Origin of the sequence: Lysinibacillus parviboronicapiens, assembly GCF_003049605.2 — a bacterium.
GTDB classification, from domain to species: Bacteria; Bacillota; Bacilli; order Bacillales_A; family Planococcaceae; genus Lysinibacillus; species Lysinibacillus parviboronicapiens.
In genome coordinates, this window is sequence record NZ_CP073713.1 from 688,787 (window position 1) to 711,776 (window position 22,990).

The following is a 22,990-nucleotide window of genomic DNA, read 5'->3' on the forward strand; positions in this document are numbered from 1 at the left end:
GCACTTAAGAGGTTCTTAGTTCTACTTGCACGACCTGCTTTCTTTATGTGCTTTAGTCATTAAAAAACGGGATACATGCACATAAAACAATTATATAGTATCCTAACAATAACTTCCTATAAAAAGCCTATTCCATCTAAAAATAACAATAAACTGTAAGTTAGTAAAGGATGTGAGTGACTTTAAGAGAATAGCTTGAAATCAAGTAAATAGTACCGATACTAAAGTAAGTACATGCAATTAAATGATACATATCTATATTCCTATATAACACAAATAAGAAAGGGTGGATATTTTTGAAAAAACCATTAAAAGTTGGTGTGTTAACAAGTTTATTATTAACGCCGGCAGCAATTGCCAGTGCACAAGAAGTTGCCCAGCAACCCCAGACACCGCAAGTAGAGCAAGCCGCCTATATCAATGCAGTAGCGGCCACTGACACAAGGGAAAAAACAATTACTCAATTCGGTAAACTATCTGAAACATCAAGTGCCAATGACATGGTCATCGCAAAGGGAGATGTCGCGGTTTTAAGTACAACAGATTTCAATGCAGAAGAAATTAAATTTATTACAGCGAAATATAATTATATTGAGAGCCAACGAGCTTTATTAGAAGAACTAAAGGTAATCGGTAAGCGTATTAGTGCATTGTCTTATACAAGTAAAACATTTGTTGCTGAAGTGACAAATGTTCAAAAGGACTACACTACATTTTTAGGTTCAGGGACAAGCCCAGATGCAGGTAGCTATTTACATGTCCAAGCAATTTTTGAGAATGCCGTTAATACAGCCCTCGCCTCTCCGGATGCAACTGGCATTGTGTCGTCAGTACGTGGCACAGCCCTACAATATGGCTATAATGAAGCACAACGAAATGATTATTTTAAAAAGAACGGTACAGATATTGCGAAGCTTGTAAAAATGAATGAAGATGTTACGACAGCAAGTGTAACCATTAACAATTTAGAGGGTTTTATCACGGTGTTAGAAAATACGGCATCATCTTCCACTCAAATTGCGGAAGCGGCAGCGAAAGTAACGACTAGTTTTAGCACACTTACGACGGATCAAAAGAAAATTATCACAGCCCATAACCCAAATAATGCAGCTGTGACGCCCTATAAAAAATATACAGAGGTGTTAGCTAACTTATCAGCAGCTGACCAAGTAGTTGCTAGTATTACGCAGCTAACTACTAAGAAACCAGAAGACTTTACTTCTGCAACAAGCTTCATTGGTGCTATAACAACAATTGAAACAGCTTATAACAAATTAGATGCAGACTCAAAACGTTTAGTAACAAATTACGATGCACTTAAGCCATATCAAGATGCTGCAAGTATTTCTAAACAAATTACAGCACTGCGTATTTCAAATGATGCTGCTTATCGTAAAGCAGTGAAAGATGCTAGAGCAGCACTTAATAACCTAGTTGTTGTAGATAAAAAAGATTTTGTCAGAAATATCGCAGATTTAGAATTGGCAGAAGAAAATATTGCTGCAGCAGAGGTGATTGAGGGACTGATTTCTGGCGTTGCCACAGCTACAGATAAACTTACACAAATTGAGCAGGCTCGTACGGCATACAATACACCCGTAGCTCCAGAAGGAAAAAAAATTGATGCGGCAAGTGTGAAGAAAATCGTTAATAATCTATCAGAGTTAACGAGTTGGGAAAACTCACATAAAGCAGTGTTAAATGTCATTGCGCTTGTCGAAAAGCTTGATCCAGCAGCTAAGGATTATACCAAAAAAGCGAAGACTGCGAATACAGCTTACTTAAAGCTCGATGTGACAAAACGAGAATATGTGAAAAACTATAAAAACTTGAAAGACCAAGTGGAAGCAATGAATGTCGTTACGCAAATTATGGCCTTAAACACTTCGCAGAAAACGTATAAAGATACAGTTGAAACATTGAAACTAAGCTTTGAAGGTTTATCTGACGAAGCCAAAAAACTAGTAACGAATTCTCGAGACCTTGAAACGGCGAAAGGCTATATCGCAACAGCAAAAGCGTTTGATGATCGTGTACTTGCGTTAGCAAATGAACCTGATACTACATTTGTAGCCAAAGTAGCGGCACTTACTGCAGAATATAAAACAATGGACAAAAATGCGAAGAAATTAGTGACGCAATATAAAACACTATCGACATACGAGAAAAACAATGCCAATGTTGTGAAAGTCATTAATTTAATTGCCGCATTAAATCCATCGAATAAAGACTATACAAAAAAGGTTTTAGCAGCACGTAAAGCTTACAATGCATTAGATGCAGCATCGCAAAAACGTGTGACGAACTATGCACAGTTAACAGCAGTTGAAGATGTGGCTACATTAATTGGTTTAATTGAAACATTGAAACCTACAAGTAAGACGTTTTTAAATGATTTAAAAACAGCACGTACAAATTATGATGCTTTGCCACCAGAGAAGCAACAGGCTGTCATTAACTATGATAAGCTAGTTACAGCTGAAACTGAACTAACATCTGCACATACTGTTATTTCATTGATAGATGCAGCATTACCAGAGGATGCTGACTATTTAACAAAGCTTATGAATGCTCGAGTAGCTTACGACAAACTATCTTCGGGGCAAAAAAAGCTTGTAGTCAATATAAAAACATTAACGGATCGTGAAAAACAAGTGAAGCCCATTCTAACTGTCATGGTGCAAATTGATGGTTTAGAGCCAGGGGCAAGTAACTTCGTCAGTAAAGTGAATGCTGCACGTAAAGCCTACGATAAGTTAACAAAGGACCAAAAGAGTTATGTTCATAATATCGCAACATTACAAAACTATGAGCCAACTGCCAAGGTCATTGAGTTGATTGGTAAGTTAAAATCGTCTAGCAAAACATTCCATACAGATACTACACAAGCACGTGCATTATATGATGCGTTAAGCAAGGACATGCAGCAATATGTCACGAACTACCATTTATTACAAGCTGCTGAAACAAGTATATTAGGTGCAGGTAATGTCCAACGAATGATTAATGAACTATCTTCGATTGAACCTCATCAATATGTTAAACGTATTGATGAGATTCGCGCAGCCTATAATGCACTGCCAAGAGATCAGCAAATGGCTGTGGAAAATTATAAGACTTTACAAGAGCAAGAAAAAATTATCAAGCCTGTTATTAGCATTGTGCAAGAGATTGACAAGCTTATGACATCTAAAAATATGGACAGTCAATATCAAAAGATTTTAAATGCTTATGATAAACTTTCTGCCACTCAACGTAGATATGTCTATAATGAGCAACTTCTTTTATCATTAGATAATGTCATTAAAGTTTATAAAAGCATTGCTGCGTTAAAACCAAGTGACAAAATGTACTTTGGAATGGTTGAGTCGGTGCGTAGAGATTACGATAGCTTAAGTACAACAGACAAGCAAAGGGTGTCTAATTATTCTATCTTGCTAGATGCTGAGAAAAACATGAGTGAAGTAAAGAAAGTAGTCGAGTTAATAGCTAGTCTGTCTCCAACATCTAGCACGTATATACAAGATGTTGCCAATGCTGTTGCTGCTTATAAGGCATTAGATTCAAAAGTAAGGGGACAAGTTCTTAACTATGACGCACTGAAGAAGGCAGAAAAAGATATCGCAGCAGTTTTAAAGGTTGTCAATGCGATTGCGGAATTAGATTCAGACAGTAAAACATTTGAAAAGAAAGTAATTGCTGCACAAAAACTGTATAGCGCACTTACTCTTGAACAACAGGATTTAGTATATAATTATCGTATTTTGCAAGATCATATAAATGCATTAGGATTAAACTAATTAGTGAAGAGGGGGGAAACCCTCTTTTCATTTTTTTTAGCAGTCAGTAAAGTTAATGAGAAGGGGGCGGAGAGAATGAACAAAAAGCATTCACGACGAGCATGGGCGCTCATAACTGCTGCAGTGGTGGCACCCTGTGTTGCAGTGTTACCGACAGAAGCAGCTACAATGCCATTTAAAGATATTAAAAATAGTGGTAGCGAGGCCGAACTTTACAAAGCAGTTAGCGAATTATATGGCTTGGGAATTGTATTTGGTACAACTTCTACGACGTTCAGCCCTTATCAACAGTTAACAAGAGGGGAAGCGGCCTATTTTTTAGCAGAAGCGCTGAAGTTAGATACCAAAAATGTAGAAAATCCTGGCTTCAATGACGTACCGACTTCTCATACATATTATGGGCATATTGCAGCCCTTGCCGCACAGGGTATTATCCAAAAAGGAACAAATTATAGTCCGAATAATTATATGAAGCGCAGTCAAATGGCGAAGATTTTAACATTAGGATTTAATTTACAGCAGGCAACAACATTATCGGCACCTTTTGCAGATTTTACGGAAGATGTTGAAACCAACCAGTACATTCAAACGTTATTAAATTATGGTATTACGGAAGGCACCAGTTCGACAACTTTTTCACCGTATATGGATATTGGCCGTGGACAAATGGCTTTATTCCTTTATCGCACCTTACAAAAAAATGATAATCACCTATATATTATTAGTGTAGAATAGTACGTTAAAAAACACTCTTTGGTATTAACTTACCTTTAGAGTGTTTTTTAAAAATATTATAGGAAAAATTCGGTAATAATGGTATGTTTATATATGGTCTTGAAGGGTATGGACTACCACAGAGGTAGGGGAGTTTTGGAATGTTAGCATCTAAATAGGTTTACAATTAATCTATAAATCTCTCTCCATCTTTGAACATACAACAACACTATGTATTTACATAATGGGAGGTAGCGATGTTAAAAAAAGTATCTAGTATTGTCATATTATCACTTATTTTTCAGGCTACACCGTATGCTGAATCTTTGATGAGTACAACAGAGGTAGCATTAGCGGCGGAAGTCGCAAAGGATGTCCCAGTAACACATTGGGCAAGTAACTCGATTCAGCATATGTTAGGTGAGCAATATATGACAACATATGAAGATGGATCTTTTAAGCCCGATCAGTCGATCACAAGGGCGGAGGCAGCTGCTGCGATTGCACGCTCGATGCAGCTAAAAATGGATAGTTCTTTTTCGCCTGACTTTAAAGATTTACCTGCCAATCATCAGTATTACAAAGAGATTTGCGCATTAGTTGAATTAGGCATTTTGCAAAATGGTGATTGCTTCAATCCTGATTCTCCTTTAAAGCGTATGCAGATTGCGAAAATGCTAACTCTTTCCTATAATATCGAAGTTGATTCAACCAATAACAGCAAATTTAATGATATTAACGAAGCACATTGGGCGAAGGACTATATTGAATCATTAGCTGATGTGGGGATTATTCAAGGGGTAAAGTCACAGCAATTTGCACCGAATCTCATGGTTACACGTGCACAATTTGCCACGTTAATTGAACGTAGCCTTACTTTTACGAATAAGGTGAAAAATTTTGAAGTTGCCTATGATTATTTATCAAAGACATATATCCCGACTGTTAATTTTTCATCGACTATGTCTAATGAGGTGGTTCGTTTAATCAACATAGAACGACACAAGAATAAACTGCAACCACTTAGCTTAGATGCAGCACTAACACAAGTCGCTGTTATCAAGGCACAGGATATGGTGAATCGACATTATTTTGAGCATGAATCCCCTTACTACGGGGCACCATGGGATTTAGCGACATTATTCGATTATCCATATACAAGCTTAGGAGAAAACATTGGCAGAAATATCCCAACTCCTCAAGCGGCTGTGAAAGCATGGATGGCTTCTCCATCGCACCGTGAAAACATACTGCGCGAACATTACACAAACACGGGTGTAGCCATTGCAGAAGATAGCAAAGGAAATTACTATTGGGTGCAATTATTTTCTAGCCAATAAGTTTATTATTTGATTTAGTTAACTATTATGCAACTGAATCTAATTACATAGAAGTGTAATTGTCTGTAACAAACCATCTCTAATATTACAGGAATGTTACAAAAGACCGGAATAACCATAATTTAATACCCAATTATTAGTGCTGATAAACCTCGAAACGTTGGTATATCAGCACTTTTTTCTGTTTTTAAAACCGTTACACAATTGAAAAATTAAAATACTAACATTTGTGATAGTCTATGTATAGGCAAAAAAGTTCTTCGAGAGGGGTATAACAAAAGTATGAATAAGAAATGGTTATTACCGATTTTTGCATCTTTTATGATATTTTCAGCAACTCCAATAGATAACGCTGAGGCGGCGACTGCATCAGAAGTCACTGATACAGCGACTAAATATTTAGGTATTCCATATTCATATGGAGGTACAACTACAAGCGGACTAGATTGTTCAGGCTTTACTTCTAAAGTCTTTTCAGATTTAGGTATTAAACTTAACCGTACGTCAGGCTCACAATATCAGCAAGGCACTGCGGTAGCCAAAAGCGATCTTCAAGTAGGAGATTTACTTTTCTTTAACACGAGTGGTAGTGGTATCTCACATGTAGCTATATACATAGGTGACGGTAAAATGATTCACTCTCAAACAGGCAAAGGTGTTAGTTATTCTAGTGTAGACGATCCGTATTATTGGGCTTCTCGATACATTGGCGCAAAACGCGTTGCAACATTTGATACGGAGCAACAAGCAGAAGTAACAAAAGTAGCGACGGCTGAAGTAAAGGATGCTGCAATTGATTTTACAGTGTATGCATCACGTGCTGAAGTAGCTGTGCAACTTGCTCAAGCTTTAAACTTAGATACATCTGATAAAAACACAAAATTCACAGATGTAAAACCAACATATGCGCATGCTGGTGCGATTGCAGCTGTAGCGAAGTTAGGTATCTTTGAAGGTGATGACAATGGGAAGTTTAACCCATCTTCACCAATGACACGTGCACAAATTGCAAAAGTATTAGTACTTGCTTTTGGTCTTGAGCATCAAGGTGAAGTTGTCACATTTGCAGATGTTCCTGAAAACTACTGGGCAACTGAGTATATTTCAATTATTGCAACAAATGGCATCACAGCTGGTAAAGATAACGGTAACTTCGGTTATAATGAAATGCTAAAAATTTCTCAGCTTGAAACTTTTATTGAACGCGCAAAACAATTAAAGAAATAATATATATTTCCACTTCACATAAAACAAGGGCTACGTTTCATTTGAAGTATTGCAAGAAAGTTCTTTTAAATAATGTATAAATGGATGAGAGTTTGCACTTGCAGGCTCTCTTCTTTTTATGAAATAGTTGTCCCATCTGATTGGGTCAACTTTTCATCGTTTGTAAGTGGTGAAAGTCACTGCAACGATTAATTCCACTTTATAGAAAAGGGAGGAGATATGTAAAAAACAGTAGAAAAGTTACATTCGTATGATAGTTTTGGCTGTGTATTTTTGTTAAAATGAAACACGAGAACAGGAAGGGAGGAAATAAGACATTGTACCTCAAAAAAATCAGTCTTATATTAAGCGTCTTATTCATTTCAGCTTCTATGTTTACTATACATAGTGCAAATGCAAGTGGTGGTTTTGATGATGTTTCCCCAAAGCATGAAGCTTATGAAGAGATTAATTATTTAGTTAGTTTAGGTGTTATTAAAGGTTATAAGGAAAACGGCAAAACGTACTATAAACCATATAATAATGTAACACGTGGACAAGTAGCAAAAATGGTTGTAGTTGCCTCTGGGAACAAACCATTAGTTGTTAGCAAGTCAAACTTTTCAGATGTAGCAGTTGGTACTGAGCTTTCAGGCTACGTCGAACGCGCCGTTCAGTTAGGTCTCTTTGCAACCAATACAAAAGGGCAATTTTTACCAAATAAGCCTTTAACACGTGACGAAATGAGTTATGTACTAACAAAGGCATTTAAGCTCGATGCTAGTGCTTATGACAATATAGATTCTCCATTTGTGGACGTTGGCATTACGCATCCTTACGTTCAATATGTTAATACTATTTATTATAACGGTATTACAAAAGGTAGCGGTCAGAATTATAATCCAAATAGTCAAGTAACACGTGCGCAATTTGCATTATTTGTAGCGCGTGCTAAAAGTGAAAAATATCGTTTAGAACTACCTGTAAAAGGTGATGCTGTTCCAGATACAAAGCAGGTTATTGGTTTAATTCAAGTAACGACAGATGGATTAAATATTCGTAAGTCAAAAGATTCTAATTCTAGTACGAATGTTGTAGGGACAGTCAATAGAGGCGGTAAACTATCAGTCTATGCTGTTGAAGGAGACTGGTTAAAAGTAACGTATAAAGGTGCCTATGCTTATATTTATAAAACGTATGCACAGTTTTTAGACGCGGACGGTAATGCTTTAGGTAGTATCCAAAAACAAGTTACAACTACACAAGGTATTAATGTTTATGTGAAAGCAACATCTTCATCTAAAATTATTGCAACCGTAAATAGTAAAGTGAAATTGCCTGTCTATAAGACGGTTAATGGTTACTATTTAACGGTAGTAAATGGTTTGCCAGGATATATTGTAGCAAACAGTACAGAAGATGTAGAAGTGGAACAACCTAAACCAGATCCACCAACTCCACCTGTATCAGGGGATTTACTAGGACGTACAACTGTTGATAGTTTGAATGTACGAAAAGAAGCAAATTCGACTTCTACGGTATTAGGTAAGCTAAGCAAAGGCGAATACGTGCATGTTAACAGTATAAATGGTTACTGGGCACAAATTACTTTTAAAGGCCAAACAGGTTATGTGCACAAATCGTACTTAAAGCTATTAAACCAAGGTAATCCGTTGAAAAACCGTATTATCATTCTTGATGCTGGACATGGTGGTAAGGACCCAGGTGCTGTAGTGGGTTCAACTTCAGAAAAGTCTATTACATTAAAAGTGACTACACTTGTCAAGCAAAAACTTGAAGCAGCAGGTGCACAGGTAAAGATGACACGTACAGGTGATACGTACCCATCATTACAAGATCGTGTGGATTTTACGGATGCAAACTTCGGTGAAATCTTTGTTAGTATCCATGTCAACTCAGCATCGAGCACTTCTGCACAAGGTACTGAAACATATTATGCTGTGACAACAGGAGATATGTATCAAGAGGATATAGATTTAGCTACTTTTGTAAACAATCAAATTGTGACAAACTTAAATATGAAAAATCGTGGTGTGAAAGAGCAACAATACTATGTCATTCGTAACACTTTAATTCCAGCGATTTTAGTCGAACTAGGCTTCCTCACAAATAGTGAAGATCGTGGTAAAATGACAGATGATCAATATGTTGAGCTATTTGCAGAATCTATTTATAAAGGTATTTCTCAATATTACGCAAAACAATAATTTAAAAGAGCTACATAGTTCATTGTGAACTGTGTAGCTCTTTTCTTATCTTATTAGTAGCAGTCGCTGATATGAATGTTGTAGTTCAACATTCTACCAGTAAGGACAGTGTAATAAGTGACAAAGCGAAAACTATTTAGCATTCGCGTATAATGTACGATTAACGAATTGTGCAAAGTTTTGACGTGTAACCGTACCACTAGGCTTAAATGAATTATCTGCGTAACCCGTTGTAATGCCTAGAGCGTATAGTGCTTGGATATCTTTGTAATAAGTATGAGAAGGGGGCACGTCTGAAAAAGTATTAGTCGAAAAGCCTTGTAGTTTAAAGCCATTGACAAGAGCATGTGCCATATCAGCACGTGTCATTGGCTGATGAGCATTAATTTTACCATTTTCTAATGAAATAATTCCGTAGCGTATGCCCGTTGCTAACTGTGCGTAGCCATAATCACCGGGTTTTGCGTCACTTGCTTTCATGGAAGCTGAGCTTGACGCAGTAATACCAAGCGCACGTAAGACCATTTCAGTGGCTTGCATACGTGTTAATGTTCCCTGTGGATTAAATTTGCCATTACTCCCATTAATAATACCAAGGGCCTGTAAATTTTTAACATCATAGTAGCCGCTATTTGAAGTTGTTATATCTTGGAACATGGAAGCCACAGCAATTGTTGTCTTATTGGAACCTTTTGGGCGTGTGAGCGTTTTAATTTCTGCAATCGTTGCGAATTTTTCGTCAACATTTTTACGATCATCTCGGCCTTCAATAAAGGATGTACGAATAGTATACGTACCGGCAGCTAAATTACCAGGCATAAATATTTGATATTTTTCCGAATGGGTACTAATATCTTTACGATCAGCATTATCTGTTGTCGCGTCAGCCGCTAGACCCGGAATATAGCGCTCATGTCCTTGACCAACAACATAACCATTTGTATCTAAAATCTCTACTTTTAATGTGCCACGCGCAGGTACATTCCCGTTATTCTTCACAGTCACTGTGGAATAGAACACAAATTGACCAGAAGGAGCTACATAGCTTTGCACGCCGTCAGAATACAGTGAAAGATTATAGCGGCGTGGTGTATTGCCTTTATGATTCTCTGCCGTCCACTTTAAAGCGTGTTTCATAAATACTTTTGCATCATTGTCACCACGTGTTGTTGTGTAGGCAACTCCGTTTTCGTTGTCCTGCCAATCTGCTTTTGCATCAATATTAATATAATCAAAGATTTTAAAACCAATTTGAACGACACGACCTTTACCGTATTCAATGGCGTGAGCAGCACCGAATTCATTTTTCTTCATTGTTTGTGGCTTACTTGTGTAATCGTAATTTGAGAAATACAAAATAGGTGTTGCTGAGCCACCTTGCCAAGGCTTGATGATTTCAACCCATTCTTGATCTGTTTTAGTCAGATTCAGTTTGCTTTTACCAAGCTCTTTTGTCGCGTTCTGCATGATAGGGTGTACAGTATTTGTGTTGCTGACAGTAGCGTTCCCCAACACAACATCGTCTATAAAGCGCGCATTGAATACTTCAGTTAGGTTATCCCATTCCATTACCCAAGAATCGACATCATAGATCAATGGGGATAAATCCATTTGGCCTGCTTTAGGAAATTTTGTTGCCTCGTTACGAGCTGTTTGGAAGGCGAAAATTGCCCCACCACCATTCCGTACGTACATTTTGACATTTTCGCGTTGTTGATGATTCATCATCACTGTATATGGAAAAACGATTGCGTCGTACTGGCTTAAAGCTTCTAAGCTGTTTAAGTCCTTTTCATAAATTTTTTCTACATTGAAGCCCTGTTGTTGATAGAGAAGGTATGCTTTAAGCTCTTTATTGTATGTTGAGCTATAGTCGACCTTTGGCGATACAGTTTGTCCTTGATAGGTACCACCAGGGTGTGTCGTATTAGCATATTTCTCGCTACTTTCAGAGAAAACAACACCGATACTTTGTGTTGCTGCTTGGGCTTGTGAAGAGGATAACTCTGTTACAAGCAAGAAAGCACAGGTTGCCAATAGTGAAAAGAATATTTTTTTCAAAAGATTCACATCCTTGTTTAGTATTGTTGCAAAAAATAGTACTACTACACATATTACAACTAAATAATGGATGATTCGTAGAGATTTAGGTAAAAAAAGAAATTATTGCGTTTTTTTATGTTAAATCTATTAAATCCATTCTATAAGTCTATCTATATTTATGATATAATAACCTTTGTTTTGTAGGGAAAACTAAAGAATATAATAGTAGTTAGTGACTATTGATTCATGATAGAGGAGGGCAATAACATCTAATAAGATAAATTAGATGTATTACATGTATGAATAAACTGAAACAAGTTTTTACAAAGGTTAACAAGATAGATACGTTTTCACCGTATTTCTTTTTACCTTTTATATTAGTGCTTTATTTCTTCACAAGTCTGTTCGATTTTCATCGATTCGATTTATTTAATGTGCGCGTTTCCATTTTACCAGCTGTACTAGTAGCGCTTGTGTGCTATTACATCGGTGTCTATATCATTGATAAATTACAATGGACAATCCCATCATTCGGATTATCCTTTTTAGGGAAATATGTGATTCACTTTGTTGTGCTATTAACATTAATCGGCTTAGCTTCTTATTTAATGATGATTTTTGGTGGAGGTTTGGGGATTTCGGATGAATCTAACCGACGTAATCTTGATCCAAAACTTAACTTCTTTAGCCAATTACTATGGTATGGAATTCTGCTATTATTATCATACAAAATGATTTTAGAAAAACATATGACATGGAAAAAAGCATTAGTTTATGGTTCGATTTTTGCGGTTGTCATGTTTTTATTCTTATTAATGGGCTATCGTACACCATTAATCATTATGCTATTTACAGGTATTATTATTTTCCACTATGTTGTAAAACGTGTGAAATTAACTTGGTTCCTTACAGCCTTATTAGTGATAGGTGTAGCGTTTTCAATGTTTGGTTTCCTTCGCGTTATGACAGAGGATACATCAAAGGAATTCAATAATCGCGATCAACCAGATGTTGAGTTATCGGAAACAGATAAAGAAAAACTTTTGACAGTAGAGCAAAAGGTAAATTTAACACCTAAATGGATGCGTTCGTTGAATGGTGAAAGTGTTACGGGTCATATTGTTTTAAGTAAAATTATAGAGTATACACAAGAGGAAGGTTACCTAAAAGGAGAGATTCATGGCGGTATCTTCAATACTATTTTACCTGGTGAGCAAATTTCACCGCGTATGAAGGTTACTGAGGTTGTAAACTCTTTAAGTGTAGAAGAAGGTAAGTATATTACACGTCCAACGAGAACAACAACACCTACCTTTATAGGGCAGCTGTTCCTAGATGGTGGCTATGCGCTTGTAGCAATTGGCTTCTTGTTATACGGTATCTTAATTTCTCTCATCTATAATAAAGTGAAGCAAGGTGGTATTCGCAGCTTCCACTCTGTTGCCTATGCGTTTGTAATTACTTTATTTACAGTATCAATGCATACAGGTTTACTGGATTTAATCTTTATATTAATGCTCGGTTTTGTCGTAATTGCGTCTGCGATTATTAAAACCGATGGAAAAAAAGTTCAATATTAACCGTAAAGGACTGTCCTACATAGGATAGTCCTTTTTCGATAAAGGAATAAATATGGTCGATAAACTAAAAAAAGTGATCGATAAATCAGAAAATGTTGGGGATAAAAGTGAAAGTTTAACGTGAAAATATGTAAGCAAATAACTGCTTTGACCGTGGAGGCGAGTGAAGCTGACAGCATTCGCCTTTCGTTACAGAGCAAAGCTTCCTGTGGGAATAGCATGAGCTGAAGTTTCCGCAGGAGTGTAGCATAGCGACAAGGAGACTGAAGCCATGCCCGCACAAAGCGTCCGCCTTAGCGGAAATCAATGGGTCCATATAGATAATTCTATCTTTTAAAAAAAGATGGTAAACAAACTCAATCTTTTGAGTTTGTCTACCGCCTAAAAGAGGCTAGGACAAAACTTTAAATTTTAAGAAAGAAAAGCAAAGGTATTATTAAATTTTCGCTATCTAAAATGAAAAAAATTTAGACGTTCTTCCTTTTGGCATAAATAAAATTTAGAATGGTAGCGAAGGCGGCGACTCCTGGAGGATTAGCGTGACGCCTGAGACTATAGGCTCAGATCACGCCCTCGGAAAGCGTCTGCCGTAGTGGACATCAATGTTCACAGCAAAAAAGTGTTAGATCGACATCAGTCAATCTAACACTTTTTCTCTTTTGTCCCAGTCTCATTTTTTATTTTACTGTATTAATAACTTGGATATAATCTTTGCTAATATATGCCGTACCTGAATGGAGCTTGTCAGAAAGCACTTCATACCAGCCGTTTGTGCTAGTGTTTGTGACAATGACAGGCATACCACTTCGTACGTATGTGAACAGTGGGCTATTGCTAGTTGATGCGTCAGTACGCACATTTAAGCCAGTTGAAGTTGTTAGACCGATTGTATAAGGATTGTTTGCATCCTTAAAGCCTAGAATTTTTTCTGCGCGGTAGTAGTGTCCGGCGATTTTAGCGCCCCAATATGGATCTGAAGCGTATTTAACGTTAAAGCCGAGTGCTTTTGAACCAACTACTGCACCATTAGCATAGTTTCTGCCTGATGAGCCACCTGGTGTAATGTAGTTTGGCTGTAGGAACTTCTCAACTAGTTCATTAATATTGGCAGCAACACTTTCAAACTCTTTGTTAAGAGGGTTTGTGTCATATACATATAAACCGAAGAGGTTATTTAACTTTTGTGCATGATCGCTCATACCATAAGCACTTTCGTGTTGGGCAAGTGCTAAAATCAGCATCGCATTGATTTTAGAATTTGCTTCAACTTCTTTTAATGTTTGGCCTAAGCCAATCAATTTACTTTTCGTTGTTGCATCTTTATACAATGTAATACCCGTACTTTCAATCTCAGCCAGTTTATTCATAATATAGGCATCCAGTTCTTCAGCCGTATATTGCGTTGTTGCACGTGCAGGTAAAAATTGATAATAGTTATAGGCATCACCCTTAGATGAACCATTGCCATTTGTAAAATAAATACCGTTCCAGCTAAAATATTTTTCGCCTTGCTTCATGAAGGCAGGCGCTTTTCCGTATACGTAGCTAGAAGAATATTTATTTGTATTGTAATCGTATAATGTGTGCTTAATTTCTCCATTTTCGTTTGAATAGTAAGAGCGTCCTTTACTCAATGAAAATGGGATTAGTGTAACATCCGCTTGCTTCAAAAAACCAACTTGACCAGCTAATCGTACTTTAACTTGCGTCGCGTCACTGCTGATGTATTCCATTTCCGTATTTCCTGCAACAGAAATTTGGTCTTTAATTGTTTCGGAATTCAATGCTACATAATTATTTGTAACAACATAGCCTGAAGTCATCTTGACGATTTTATCTTTTTGAACGATGACCTGGGTATTTTTCGTTAGGGCTTTATCAGCTGCGTCAAAACTAGAGTAGCCTTGATTACCAACAAGAGCACCATTAGCAATTTCCTTGATAGCGTAAGTAGATGTGTCGACAGTTGAATCATCAGAAAGAAGCATTAAACGTTGAATGAACGTCGCAGCTTGTCCGATTGTGGCATTCTTTTCGGGCATAAAGTAGCCATCAGAGCCGTTTATAATGCCTAAATGAGCACCAACTGCCACCGCTGGGCGGTAGTCCTTAATAATCGCTGCATTATCCTTAAACGTAATCGAAGAAGTACCCTTAGGGATTTTTAAAAAGTCGATGGCTCTTTCCAACATAATCGCCATATGCTGTCTTGAAATAGCGGCATCGGGTTTAAAAGTACCATCAGCGTATCCTGTGATAATGCCAGCTGTCGCAGCAAGCTGAATATCTGTCAAATACATATATGTATCTGGGACATCTGTAAATACTTTTCCGTCGTTCGCTTCAAGTTTTAGCACCTTTGATAAATAAGAAGCAAATTCGCCACGTGTCACATTGTCGTTTGGTCGATAGCTTCCGTTTGCATCTTGCACGATAGCGTCTTTCGAAATTAAATAACGAAGACCTGTTTCATGGGCATGACCTGTTAGTTCATCAGCAGATGCTATTTGGGGTTGCCATAATAGCGAGGCTACTAATGTTAAAAGAAATGCAATAATTGATAGTTTTCTCATATTTTACCCTCCTAAACTTCAACACCATTTTAACAAAGATAGAGAGCTGAGATAAGGGTCAAATGTTAGAAATATCATAAAATGCGTCAATTTAAATAGTTTTCATGGCTATTATACGAAACTGGAAAATAGCTTAAATGTTCCATAGCAATTTTGACATATTTTTGCTAATGTTATAGAGGTAAAACATAAGAAGGGAAGGTGAGGGCTCTACATTATTGAGGAGCGCAAATAAAATGAAGAAAATAGCAAAAAATTTACTGATTTTAGTTGTCATGATGTCAATGGTTATTAGTCCATTAAATGCTTATGCATTTCAAACAATAAAGAAGGATTATCCGCTTTCAAAAGGTGTGCAGTATAAACAGTATACATACAGCAATACCTATACAAATTCTATTAATCATCTATCGATTAATGTAGGTGAACAAGCAACAGAAGTACAATTAGGTATGCCTGCAACAGTGAATGGGAAAGAATCGACTGTAGCGAATGCTAATCGTCATTCACGTGAGGGAAATCGTGTAGTGGGTGCTATTAATGCAAGTTTTTATAATATGTCAGAAGGCTACCCATTGTTTTTATTAGCTAAAAATAATGTGATTTTAAATGGTGGAGCAGTTTCAAATGGCTCAGATCAATACATGAATGTGCCAACAGCATTTGGGATGACAGCAGATGGTCGTGGCGCTATCGATTATTTTGATTTTGATGTGACACTTTCACATAAAGGCACGAATTACGAAATGTCCGGTTTAAATCGCGAGCGTAATATTTATGAAGCGATTATTTACACACCACAGTTTTATAGTAAAACAACAAATACCAATGAATATGGTTTTGAAATTGTGGTAGATACAGGTTCACCGATTACTGAAAATACATTTGGTCAAACATTAACAGGGAAAGTAACACAAATTAAAGCTTACGGCTCGAAAGAAAAATTAACTATTCCATCAACTGGCTTTGTTGTATCCTTACAAGGAGGCGAATGGCATAGTAAACTAAGCCAAGTAGCCGTTGGCGATGAGATGAGTGTCAACTTCTCTATCGATAAACTTTGGCAAAATGCTCAGTTTATACTGGCGAGCGGTCCATACTTAGTAAAAGACGGTAAACCATATATTATGATGAGCACATCAAGCTCTCGTGCCAAAGAAGTTGCACCACGTACAGTTGTAGCGACAAGTAATAATGGACAAACTGTGCATTTCATAACAGTCGATGGCCGTCAAAGCCATAGTAAAGGTATGAATATGGTTCAGCTGGCAAATTATTTAGTTGCACTTGGTGTCGATAGAGCTATTAACTTAGACGGTGGAGGCTCAACAACAATGGGCATTCGCAATTATGGCAGCAATAATGTCGTTTTAGCAAATCTTCCCTCTAATTCAGGCAATACACAACGCCTTGTGTCTGCAACATTACAAGCAGTAAGTACGGCACCAACAGGCAAAGCAACACATATAAAATTCTCAAACAGCACAAATTATGCAACACTTTTAGTAGGTGCTTCGTCTAGCGTAGCAGTTCAATATGTATTAGATGATAATTATACGACACTTCCACTAGATGGACATTTATCACTAGCGTCACAAAATGAAACATTAAAAATTAATGGCTTAAACTATACGGCAACACAGGCTGGCGAGGAAAGAATTTATATCGGTTATGATGGTGCAGCGGTGCAATCATTCCCAGTCAAAATAGTAGATGCACCAACAACAATGACCATTGCACCAAGTTCTAAAACTGTGGGTGCTGGAGAAACTGTTAACTTTACAGTAGATGCGAAAGATGAGAGTGGTAAAGCTATTGTCTATGATCCATCTCAAGTGAAATGGTCAGTGGAGGGCAACATCGGTACAATTACTAACGATGGGAAGTTTACTGCACAAAATGCAGGTACTACTGGTAAAGTGATTGCAACGTTAGGAACAGAAAGTAAATCTGCTACCGTGTCTGTAGCGAAGGCAGCCTTGTTTAAGGATATTCCAAATAATTATGTGTATTATAAAGAAATTGAGTATTTAACGGCTAATAATATCATTACTGGACAAGCGGATGGTACATTTAGACCAAATGACAAGTTAACACGTGCTCATGCAGCGGTCATCATTAGTCGTGCCTTAGGCTTAAATACAGCGAATGTGAAAAATCCAAGTTTTAAAGATATTCCAGCCAACCATATGTACTATAAACAAATTGCAGCTGTTGTGGAAGCCGGCATTATGAGTGGTCGAGAAAATAATACATTTGACCCGAATGCGACATTAACACGTGCTCAAATGGCGAAAATTGTGGCATTGGCTTACGATTTAAAAGGTACAAGTAGCATTGCATTTAAAGATGTACCAAAAAACCATTGGGCCTACACATATGTCCAGCAACTAGCAGCGAATAAAATTACAACAGGCTATGATGGAAATATTTATAAACCAAACGATGCGATTAGTCGAGCGCACTTCGGTCTATTCCTTTATAGAGCAATACATCAATAAATAGGTAGAAATAGAAGAGGCTAAAGGTTAGTAATTAATATCATTCTCTAGGATACTTTTAGCACTTTTTAACCACTACCCTACTGAAATTTCACAGTAGAAAAGGGGCGTTTCGAAGACTTTCGAGACTCGCCCCTTTTTTTTACTATTTTTAAAAAGATAGAAAATGTACAATTGTGGTATAATCTCAGTATTAAAAAGTAAAAGGATGTTTTTTAATGAAAATAGGCATTGTGGGGAATTACGGCAATGATAATAATGGTGATGAATCAATATTATACGGCATTCTTCAACAAGTAAAACAAACATTTTCGGTAACAAGCGACGACATTACCGTTTTTAGTAATAACACACAACAAACATCCGAGCGTTATGGGGTACATAGCTATCCATTGTATTACAGAAAGAGCAATTTAGTTAAAACGTTTATCCATACTTATAATAACAATAAACAATATGTTTCAACATTTGACCTCCTCATTATTGGTGGTGGTGGCATTTTAATGGATTTTTATAAACGTGAGGCTCACCTGTATGGAGCGTATGCAATGATGGCCAAACAAAGTAATATTCCCTACATTATTTACGGATGTGGCGCAGGGCCACTTGATACGTTTTCTGGAAAAATTAGTATTAGAGTGATGTGCAAATACGCAGCTAATATTTCTGTGCGTGATCCTCAGTCTAAAGAGCTTTTACAAAGTATTGGCGTAAAAAAGCAAATAGAAATTATCGGTGATCCTGCTTTTACATTAAAAGGGATTCGTGATAGCTACGCTGAAAAACCGTTAAAAATAGGTGTGTCAGCGGTTCCATTTTATAATGCGAACTACTGGCCAGAGGGTGACCTTGAAAAATACGATGCCTACGTTACAAGCATGGCGAAAAATTTAGATAACCTCATCTCGGAACACAATGTTCGTATTACTTTTTTTGCTACGAAATTTCCGCAAGATGTTACGGTGACGAAAGATATTCAGAAAAAGATGCTACAGCATGGGCAGACAGAGATTATTGAAGAAAATTTGGTGCCGGAGCGACTTCTTGAAGTTACTGGAGAGCAGGATATTATCATTGGAACACGTCTACACTCGCTTATTTTGGCAACGAATGCGGAAACTCCGATTATTGCGATATCTTATCACACAAAAGTACAGGATTTTATGTCTTTTGTAGGCGCTTCAGAGCGATGTGTTCAAATGCAGGATATAGCGGATGATGAGAAAGCTCTATCCACATTAGTTGGCAGGCTAAGTAGCAATTGGGAGCAATCAATTGCTGAGACGAAACAAATTGCTACACATATTCATAAAGAGGCCATGTATGGTCAGGAATTAATGAAAAAGGCAGTGACACGTCTATGAAAAAAATACTCGTCATTAGTAATATGTATCCAACATCTGATCATTTATCATTCGGTATTTTTGTGAAAAATCAAGTCACAGCACTAGAAAAAGCTGGACTAGACGTTGAAATAGCAGTTAATGCAAACCCAGCAACTGGCAAGAAAAACACCATTATGAAATATGCTAAATGGGGTATTTCTACGCTGATGAAGGGCCTGAAAAATCGAAAATCAATCGATGTTACACATGCACACTATGTTTTTCCGTCTGGTATGCTGTCGCTACTTTTAAAGAAAATGTTTGGAATACCGTACATTGTTACAGCTCATGGCGGTGACATCGAGCGCATGGCGAAGAAGAATGCTAGAATCCGCAATTGGACGGCCAGCATTTTACGTGAAAGTGATCATGTTATTGCGGTAGGTCCGGTTTTAGCACAACAAATTGAACAAGATTTTAACATCGCACCTGACAAGATCTCGGTTGTTAGCATGGGAGTCAATCGCGAAGTATTCACAAAAGGTAAACAAGCTCTAGTACGTCAGGAGCTACAAGTAGCTTCGGAGCCATTTGTATTCTTATTTGTTGGAAATGTCATTAAGCAAAAAGGTGTCGAGGAGCTTTTACAGGCGTTCCAAATGTTAAAAACAAAAGTAAATCGTCCAATAGAGTTAATTATCGTTGGTTCTAGAAGAGATGAAGGATTTTTCCATTCCTTGCAACCATTAGTCAGTGAAGACGTCAAATTTATAGAGCCGCTAAAACAACAAGAACTAGTAAAGTGGTTCCAAGCAAGTGATGTCTTTGTGTTACCTTCCCATTTAGAAGGTTTCGGACTTGTGGCATTAGAGGCATTAGCGACAGATACGCCTGTTATTGCTTCTAACGTAGGTGGACTTGTATCACTGCTTGGTGAAGGCGCAGGGCATTTAGTAGAGCCCGAAAACGCCATGGACTTGTCCGAGGAGATGCTGCGTGCAGTGAACACGCCAAAAGATCAATATATGGATCGTGAAGCGGTCGATAACGTCTTAGCCATTCACGATGAAAAAAATATAACAGCAAGATGTATAGCGATTTATAAGTCGGCCATCAAAGGTAGGGATGACTTATGAATAAATTTATAAAAATTATAGGAGCCGTTGCGATTATTAATATTGTGGCTCGTGTATTTGGCTTTTTACGTGAGATGATTGTTGGTTACCAATATGGTAGTGGGCATACTTCCGACAGTATTTTCACAGCATATATGATTCCTAACTTCTTATATTTAGTGGTTGGTGGAGCATTTACAACTGTTGTCATTTCCATTTATAACAGGGAAACAACAGATCGTGCATTATTCGTCAAACAGTCATTTACAATTGTCCTTTTGACAGCTTCGGTCATGACTTTAATAGGGATTGCCTTTGCAAATCCGATTTTAGAAAGTTTTAATCAGGGTAAAATCGTTAGTGAAAGTGACATAAAATTAACGAAAGATCTTTATTTCTGGATGATGCCGTCATCTATTTTACTTGTTTTATCTTCATGGTATAGTGGCTTACTAAATGTAAATCAAAAATTTCATTTATCGAGTTTTGCGATTTTAATTTACAATGCCATATTCTTAGTGATTGCCGTTGTGTTATCGAATTTTATCGGGCCAATTGGCTACGGGATTAGTGCCTTAGCAAGTGCGGCATTGATGGTATATTTCTTAATTATTGGCTACCGTAAATTAGATACGTACAAGGTAGGTTTTTCGTTAGAACGAAATTTATCATCAAAAGAGTTATGGATTATGGTAGTACCAATTATGCTTGGCGGCGCAACTATTCAGCTCTATGCATTATTACAGCGTTATATTGCTGGGTTATTATCATTAGAAGGTGCTGTATCATCTGTTAACTTTGCTTCAAAATTGATGCAATTTCCGCAGGCTATTTTAATTACGGCCGTAACAACGGTTATTTATCCAATTTTAAGTCAAAAAGAAGCCAACAATGATCATGCTTCTATAAAAAGCTTATACTCTAAAGGATTGCATTATTTACTCTTATTGCTGGTTCCGGTGACAATTTACTCATACTTCTATGCGGAAAATCTCATACAGGTTGTTTTCGAATATAACAAGTTTGATGTAGAGTCAACGGCTAAAACAGCGCCAGTACTTGCTGTCTTCGTACTTTCCATGTATTTTCTTGCAGCGAACACATATATTACACGCTTTTACTATGCCAAGGGAGACTCGATGGCACCAGTAGTATTTAGTCTACTTAATGTTTTTGCTGTTAATATAGCAGTGATCTTTTTATTGGTAGATTCTACAGGTGTGGTGTCTATTGCATGGGGTACGTTAATCAGTGCTATTGTGAATTTTTTCATGCTGATTATATATGCAAGTTTCAAGTACGATCTGAAAATGGGTATTTTCAGCAAAGAGCTCCAATTTTTCCGAGCGCTGCCACCGATGATTATAATTACAATTGTCATGTACTTTTCAAGCCATTATTTAGTGTTTGACTATAAGTGGATTACTTTTATAGTTGGGCTTGTTATCTTTAGTGCAGTACTTGTAGGTTCTTATTTATTATTCGGTGTCAGGGAAGTAAAAGAATTTGCTGATAAGCTAAGAAGAAAATTATTAAAGCAATAATAAAGAAGGGGGTATCTTAGTGGCGAATCTGAGATACCCCTTTTAGGTTATAATCGAATTTAATAGTGCGTGTGCCTCGAATAAGTGAAAAAAGCAAGCTATCTACAAAGGGTTGAACTGCTATAAAAAAATTGTCATATTAATCATAATTTATAGTAAAAAATTAGGGGTTGTATTATAATAAATTTTATGAAACCAGTGTTGAATGGTGGAAGTTTTATGTGTAAATGGCTATTTCGGTATTATTGATGCATTGCATGTCGGAGCAAAGCGACGGCTATCATGAATCGAGTGCATCATGAATATTTCTACTATAGAATGAAATAAGGTGGGAAATATGGCAAGAGGCAGAAAGATTAATTCAAATGGTGAACGAAGTAAACAATTATTGCTCAATAAAGCTGTGGACCTATTTTCTGAAAAAGGTTATCATGATACAAAAATTAGTGATATTGTAAAAGCCGCTAATTTAACACAGCCTACCTTTTATTTATATTTTAAAAGCAAACAATCTCTTTATAATGATTTGAATAAGAGCTTTCAAAAAGGCTTTACCGAAATCATGACTATAAATTCTGAATATTCAGATGAAATAGTGAGAGGTATAGAAGGCTTTATTAAAACGCTGGAGCAAAAGCTATGTTTGTTATTCGTTTATATCATTGAAAATCCAAAGTTAACGAAAATTGGCCTTTTTGAATCCGAACAGTCATACCAAATTAAATCACAACTTTCACAGCAGTTTATTCATCTTATTTATCGACATGATTGTGAACGTTTTTTTCAATTAATCGAAGTTGATGTAAAAACGTTGGCAGATAGCTTAGTGGGCTCATTTGAGCGTCTGATCTTCACAAATTTGCTCGAACAAAAAAGAAAGCCAAGCGAGCTAGCAGAAGATTTAGTAAAATTATATTTTATAAGAAACGATAAGTACGATATGATACAACGACAATTTCAACTTGAGAATTGAAAATTCTTAATAAAAAAATCCCTTCCCCTTAAAAGTACAAGCTTTTTA

The 22,990-nt window shown here is 36.9% G+C and carries 13 protein-coding genes; 11 read left to right on the top strand and 2 right to left on the bottom strand.

The annotated features are described in order from the left end of the window. Positions 1 to 296: 296 nt before the first annotated feature. The 5 genes from C9J31_RS03370 to C9J31_RS03390 all read left to right on the top strand — a co-directional run bounded on the left by C9J31_RS03370 (position 297) and on the right by C9J31_RS03390 (position 9,288). The gene (locus tag C9J31_RS03370; protein WP_107947460.1) at positions 297 to 3,800 is read left to right on the top strand and encodes a hypothetical protein; all 3,504 of its coding nucleotides are present in this window, start codon (positions 297 to 299) and stop codon (positions 3,798 to 3,800) included. 75 nt (positions 3,801 to 3,875) lie between these two features. Further along, a complete protein-coding gene (locus C9J31_RS03375) occupies positions 3,876 to 4,535 on the top strand; it encodes an S-layer homology domain-containing protein (protein ID WP_107947458.1) in 660 nt (219 codons plus the stop codon). A gap of 236 nt (positions 4,536 to 4,771) precedes the next feature. Continuing rightward, positions 4,772 to 5,854 (top strand): CAP and S-layer homology domain-containing protein, encoded by a 1,083-nt coding sequence (locus tag C9J31_RS03380; protein ID WP_107923614.1) that lies wholly within the window; start codon positions 4,772 to 4,774, stop codon positions 5,852 to 5,854. A 282-nt stretch (positions 5,855 to 6,136) separates the two neighbouring features. Then, positions 6,137 to 7,081, top strand: coding sequence for a C40 family peptidase (locus C9J31_RS03385; protein ID WP_107947456.1), 945 nt, complete (start codon positions 6,137 to 6,139; stop codon positions 7,079 to 7,081). Positions 7,082 to 7,398: 317 nt separating this feature from the next. After that, complete coding sequence (locus C9J31_RS03390; protein WP_244854868.1) at positions 7,399 to 9,288, top strand: N-acetylmuramoyl-L-alanine amidase; 1,890 nt, start codon at positions 7,399 to 7,401, stop codon at positions 9,286 to 9,288. 132 nt (positions 9,289 to 9,420) lie between these two features. On the opposite strand, the gene C9J31_RS03395 is transcribed toward C9J31_RS03390, so the two are convergent. After that, the gene (locus C9J31_RS03395; RefSeq protein WP_107947454.1) at positions 9,421 to 11,349 is read right to left on the bottom strand and encodes an S-layer homology domain-containing protein; all 1,929 of its coding nucleotides are present in this window, start codon (positions 11,347 to 11,349) and stop codon (positions 9,421 to 9,423) included. Positions 11,350 to 11,630: 281 nt separating this feature from the next. On the opposite strand from C9J31_RS03395, the gene C9J31_RS03400 reads away from it, so the two are divergent. Then, positions 11,631 to 12,911, top strand: a complete 1,281-nt coding sequence (locus tag C9J31_RS03400; protein ID WP_107923612.1) for an oligosaccharide repeat unit polymerase — start codon at positions 11,631 to 11,633, stop codon at positions 12,909 to 12,911. Positions 12,912 to 13,588: 677 nt separating this feature from the next. Here the strand turns inward: C9J31_RS03400 and C9J31_RS03405 are convergent. After that, positions 13,589 to 15,484 carry an S-layer homology domain-containing protein gene (locus C9J31_RS03405; RefSeq protein WP_107947453.1) on the bottom strand — a complete coding sequence of 632 codons (1,896 nt, stop codon included), beginning with the start codon at positions 15,482 to 15,484 and terminating at the stop codon, positions 13,589 to 13,591. Between the two features lie 236 nt (positions 15,485 to 15,720). On the opposite strand from C9J31_RS03405, the gene C9J31_RS03410 reads away from it, so the two are divergent. The 5 genes from C9J31_RS03410 to C9J31_RS03430 all read left to right on the top strand — a co-directional run bounded on the left by C9J31_RS03410 (position 15,721) and on the right by C9J31_RS03430 (position 22,942). After that, entirely contained in the window at positions 15,721 to 17,985 is a 2,265-nt protein-coding gene (locus tag C9J31_RS03410; RefSeq protein WP_107947451.1) for an S-layer homology domain-containing protein, read from the top strand. 218 nt (positions 17,986 to 18,203) lie between these two features. Continuing rightward, positions 18,204 to 19,349, top strand: coding sequence for a polysaccharide pyruvyl transferase family protein (locus tag C9J31_RS03415; RefSeq protein WP_107947449.1), 1,146 nt, complete (start codon positions 18,204 to 18,206; stop codon positions 19,347 to 19,349). After that, positions 19,346 to 20,446, top strand: coding sequence for a glycosyltransferase (locus C9J31_RS03420; RefSeq protein WP_107947448.1), 1,101 nt, complete (start codon positions 19,346 to 19,348; stop codon positions 20,444 to 20,446). Before C9J31_RS03415 ends, C9J31_RS03420 begins: the two co-directional genes overlap by 4 nt. Then, positions 20,443 to 21,969: a murein biosynthesis integral membrane protein MurJ gene (gene murJ / locus C9J31_RS03425; protein ID WP_107923607.1), complete on the top strand. Its 1,527-nt coding sequence runs from the start codon at positions 20,443 to 20,445 to the stop codon at positions 21,967 to 21,969. Before C9J31_RS03420 ends, murJ begins: the two co-directional genes overlap by 4 nt. 337 nt (positions 21,970 to 22,306) lie before the next feature. Continuing rightward, entirely contained in the window at positions 22,307 to 22,942 is a 636-nt protein-coding gene (locus C9J31_RS03430) for a TetR/AcrR family transcriptional regulator (RefSeq protein ID WP_107947446.1), read from the top strand. Positions 22,943 to 22,990: the final 48 nt, after the last annotated feature.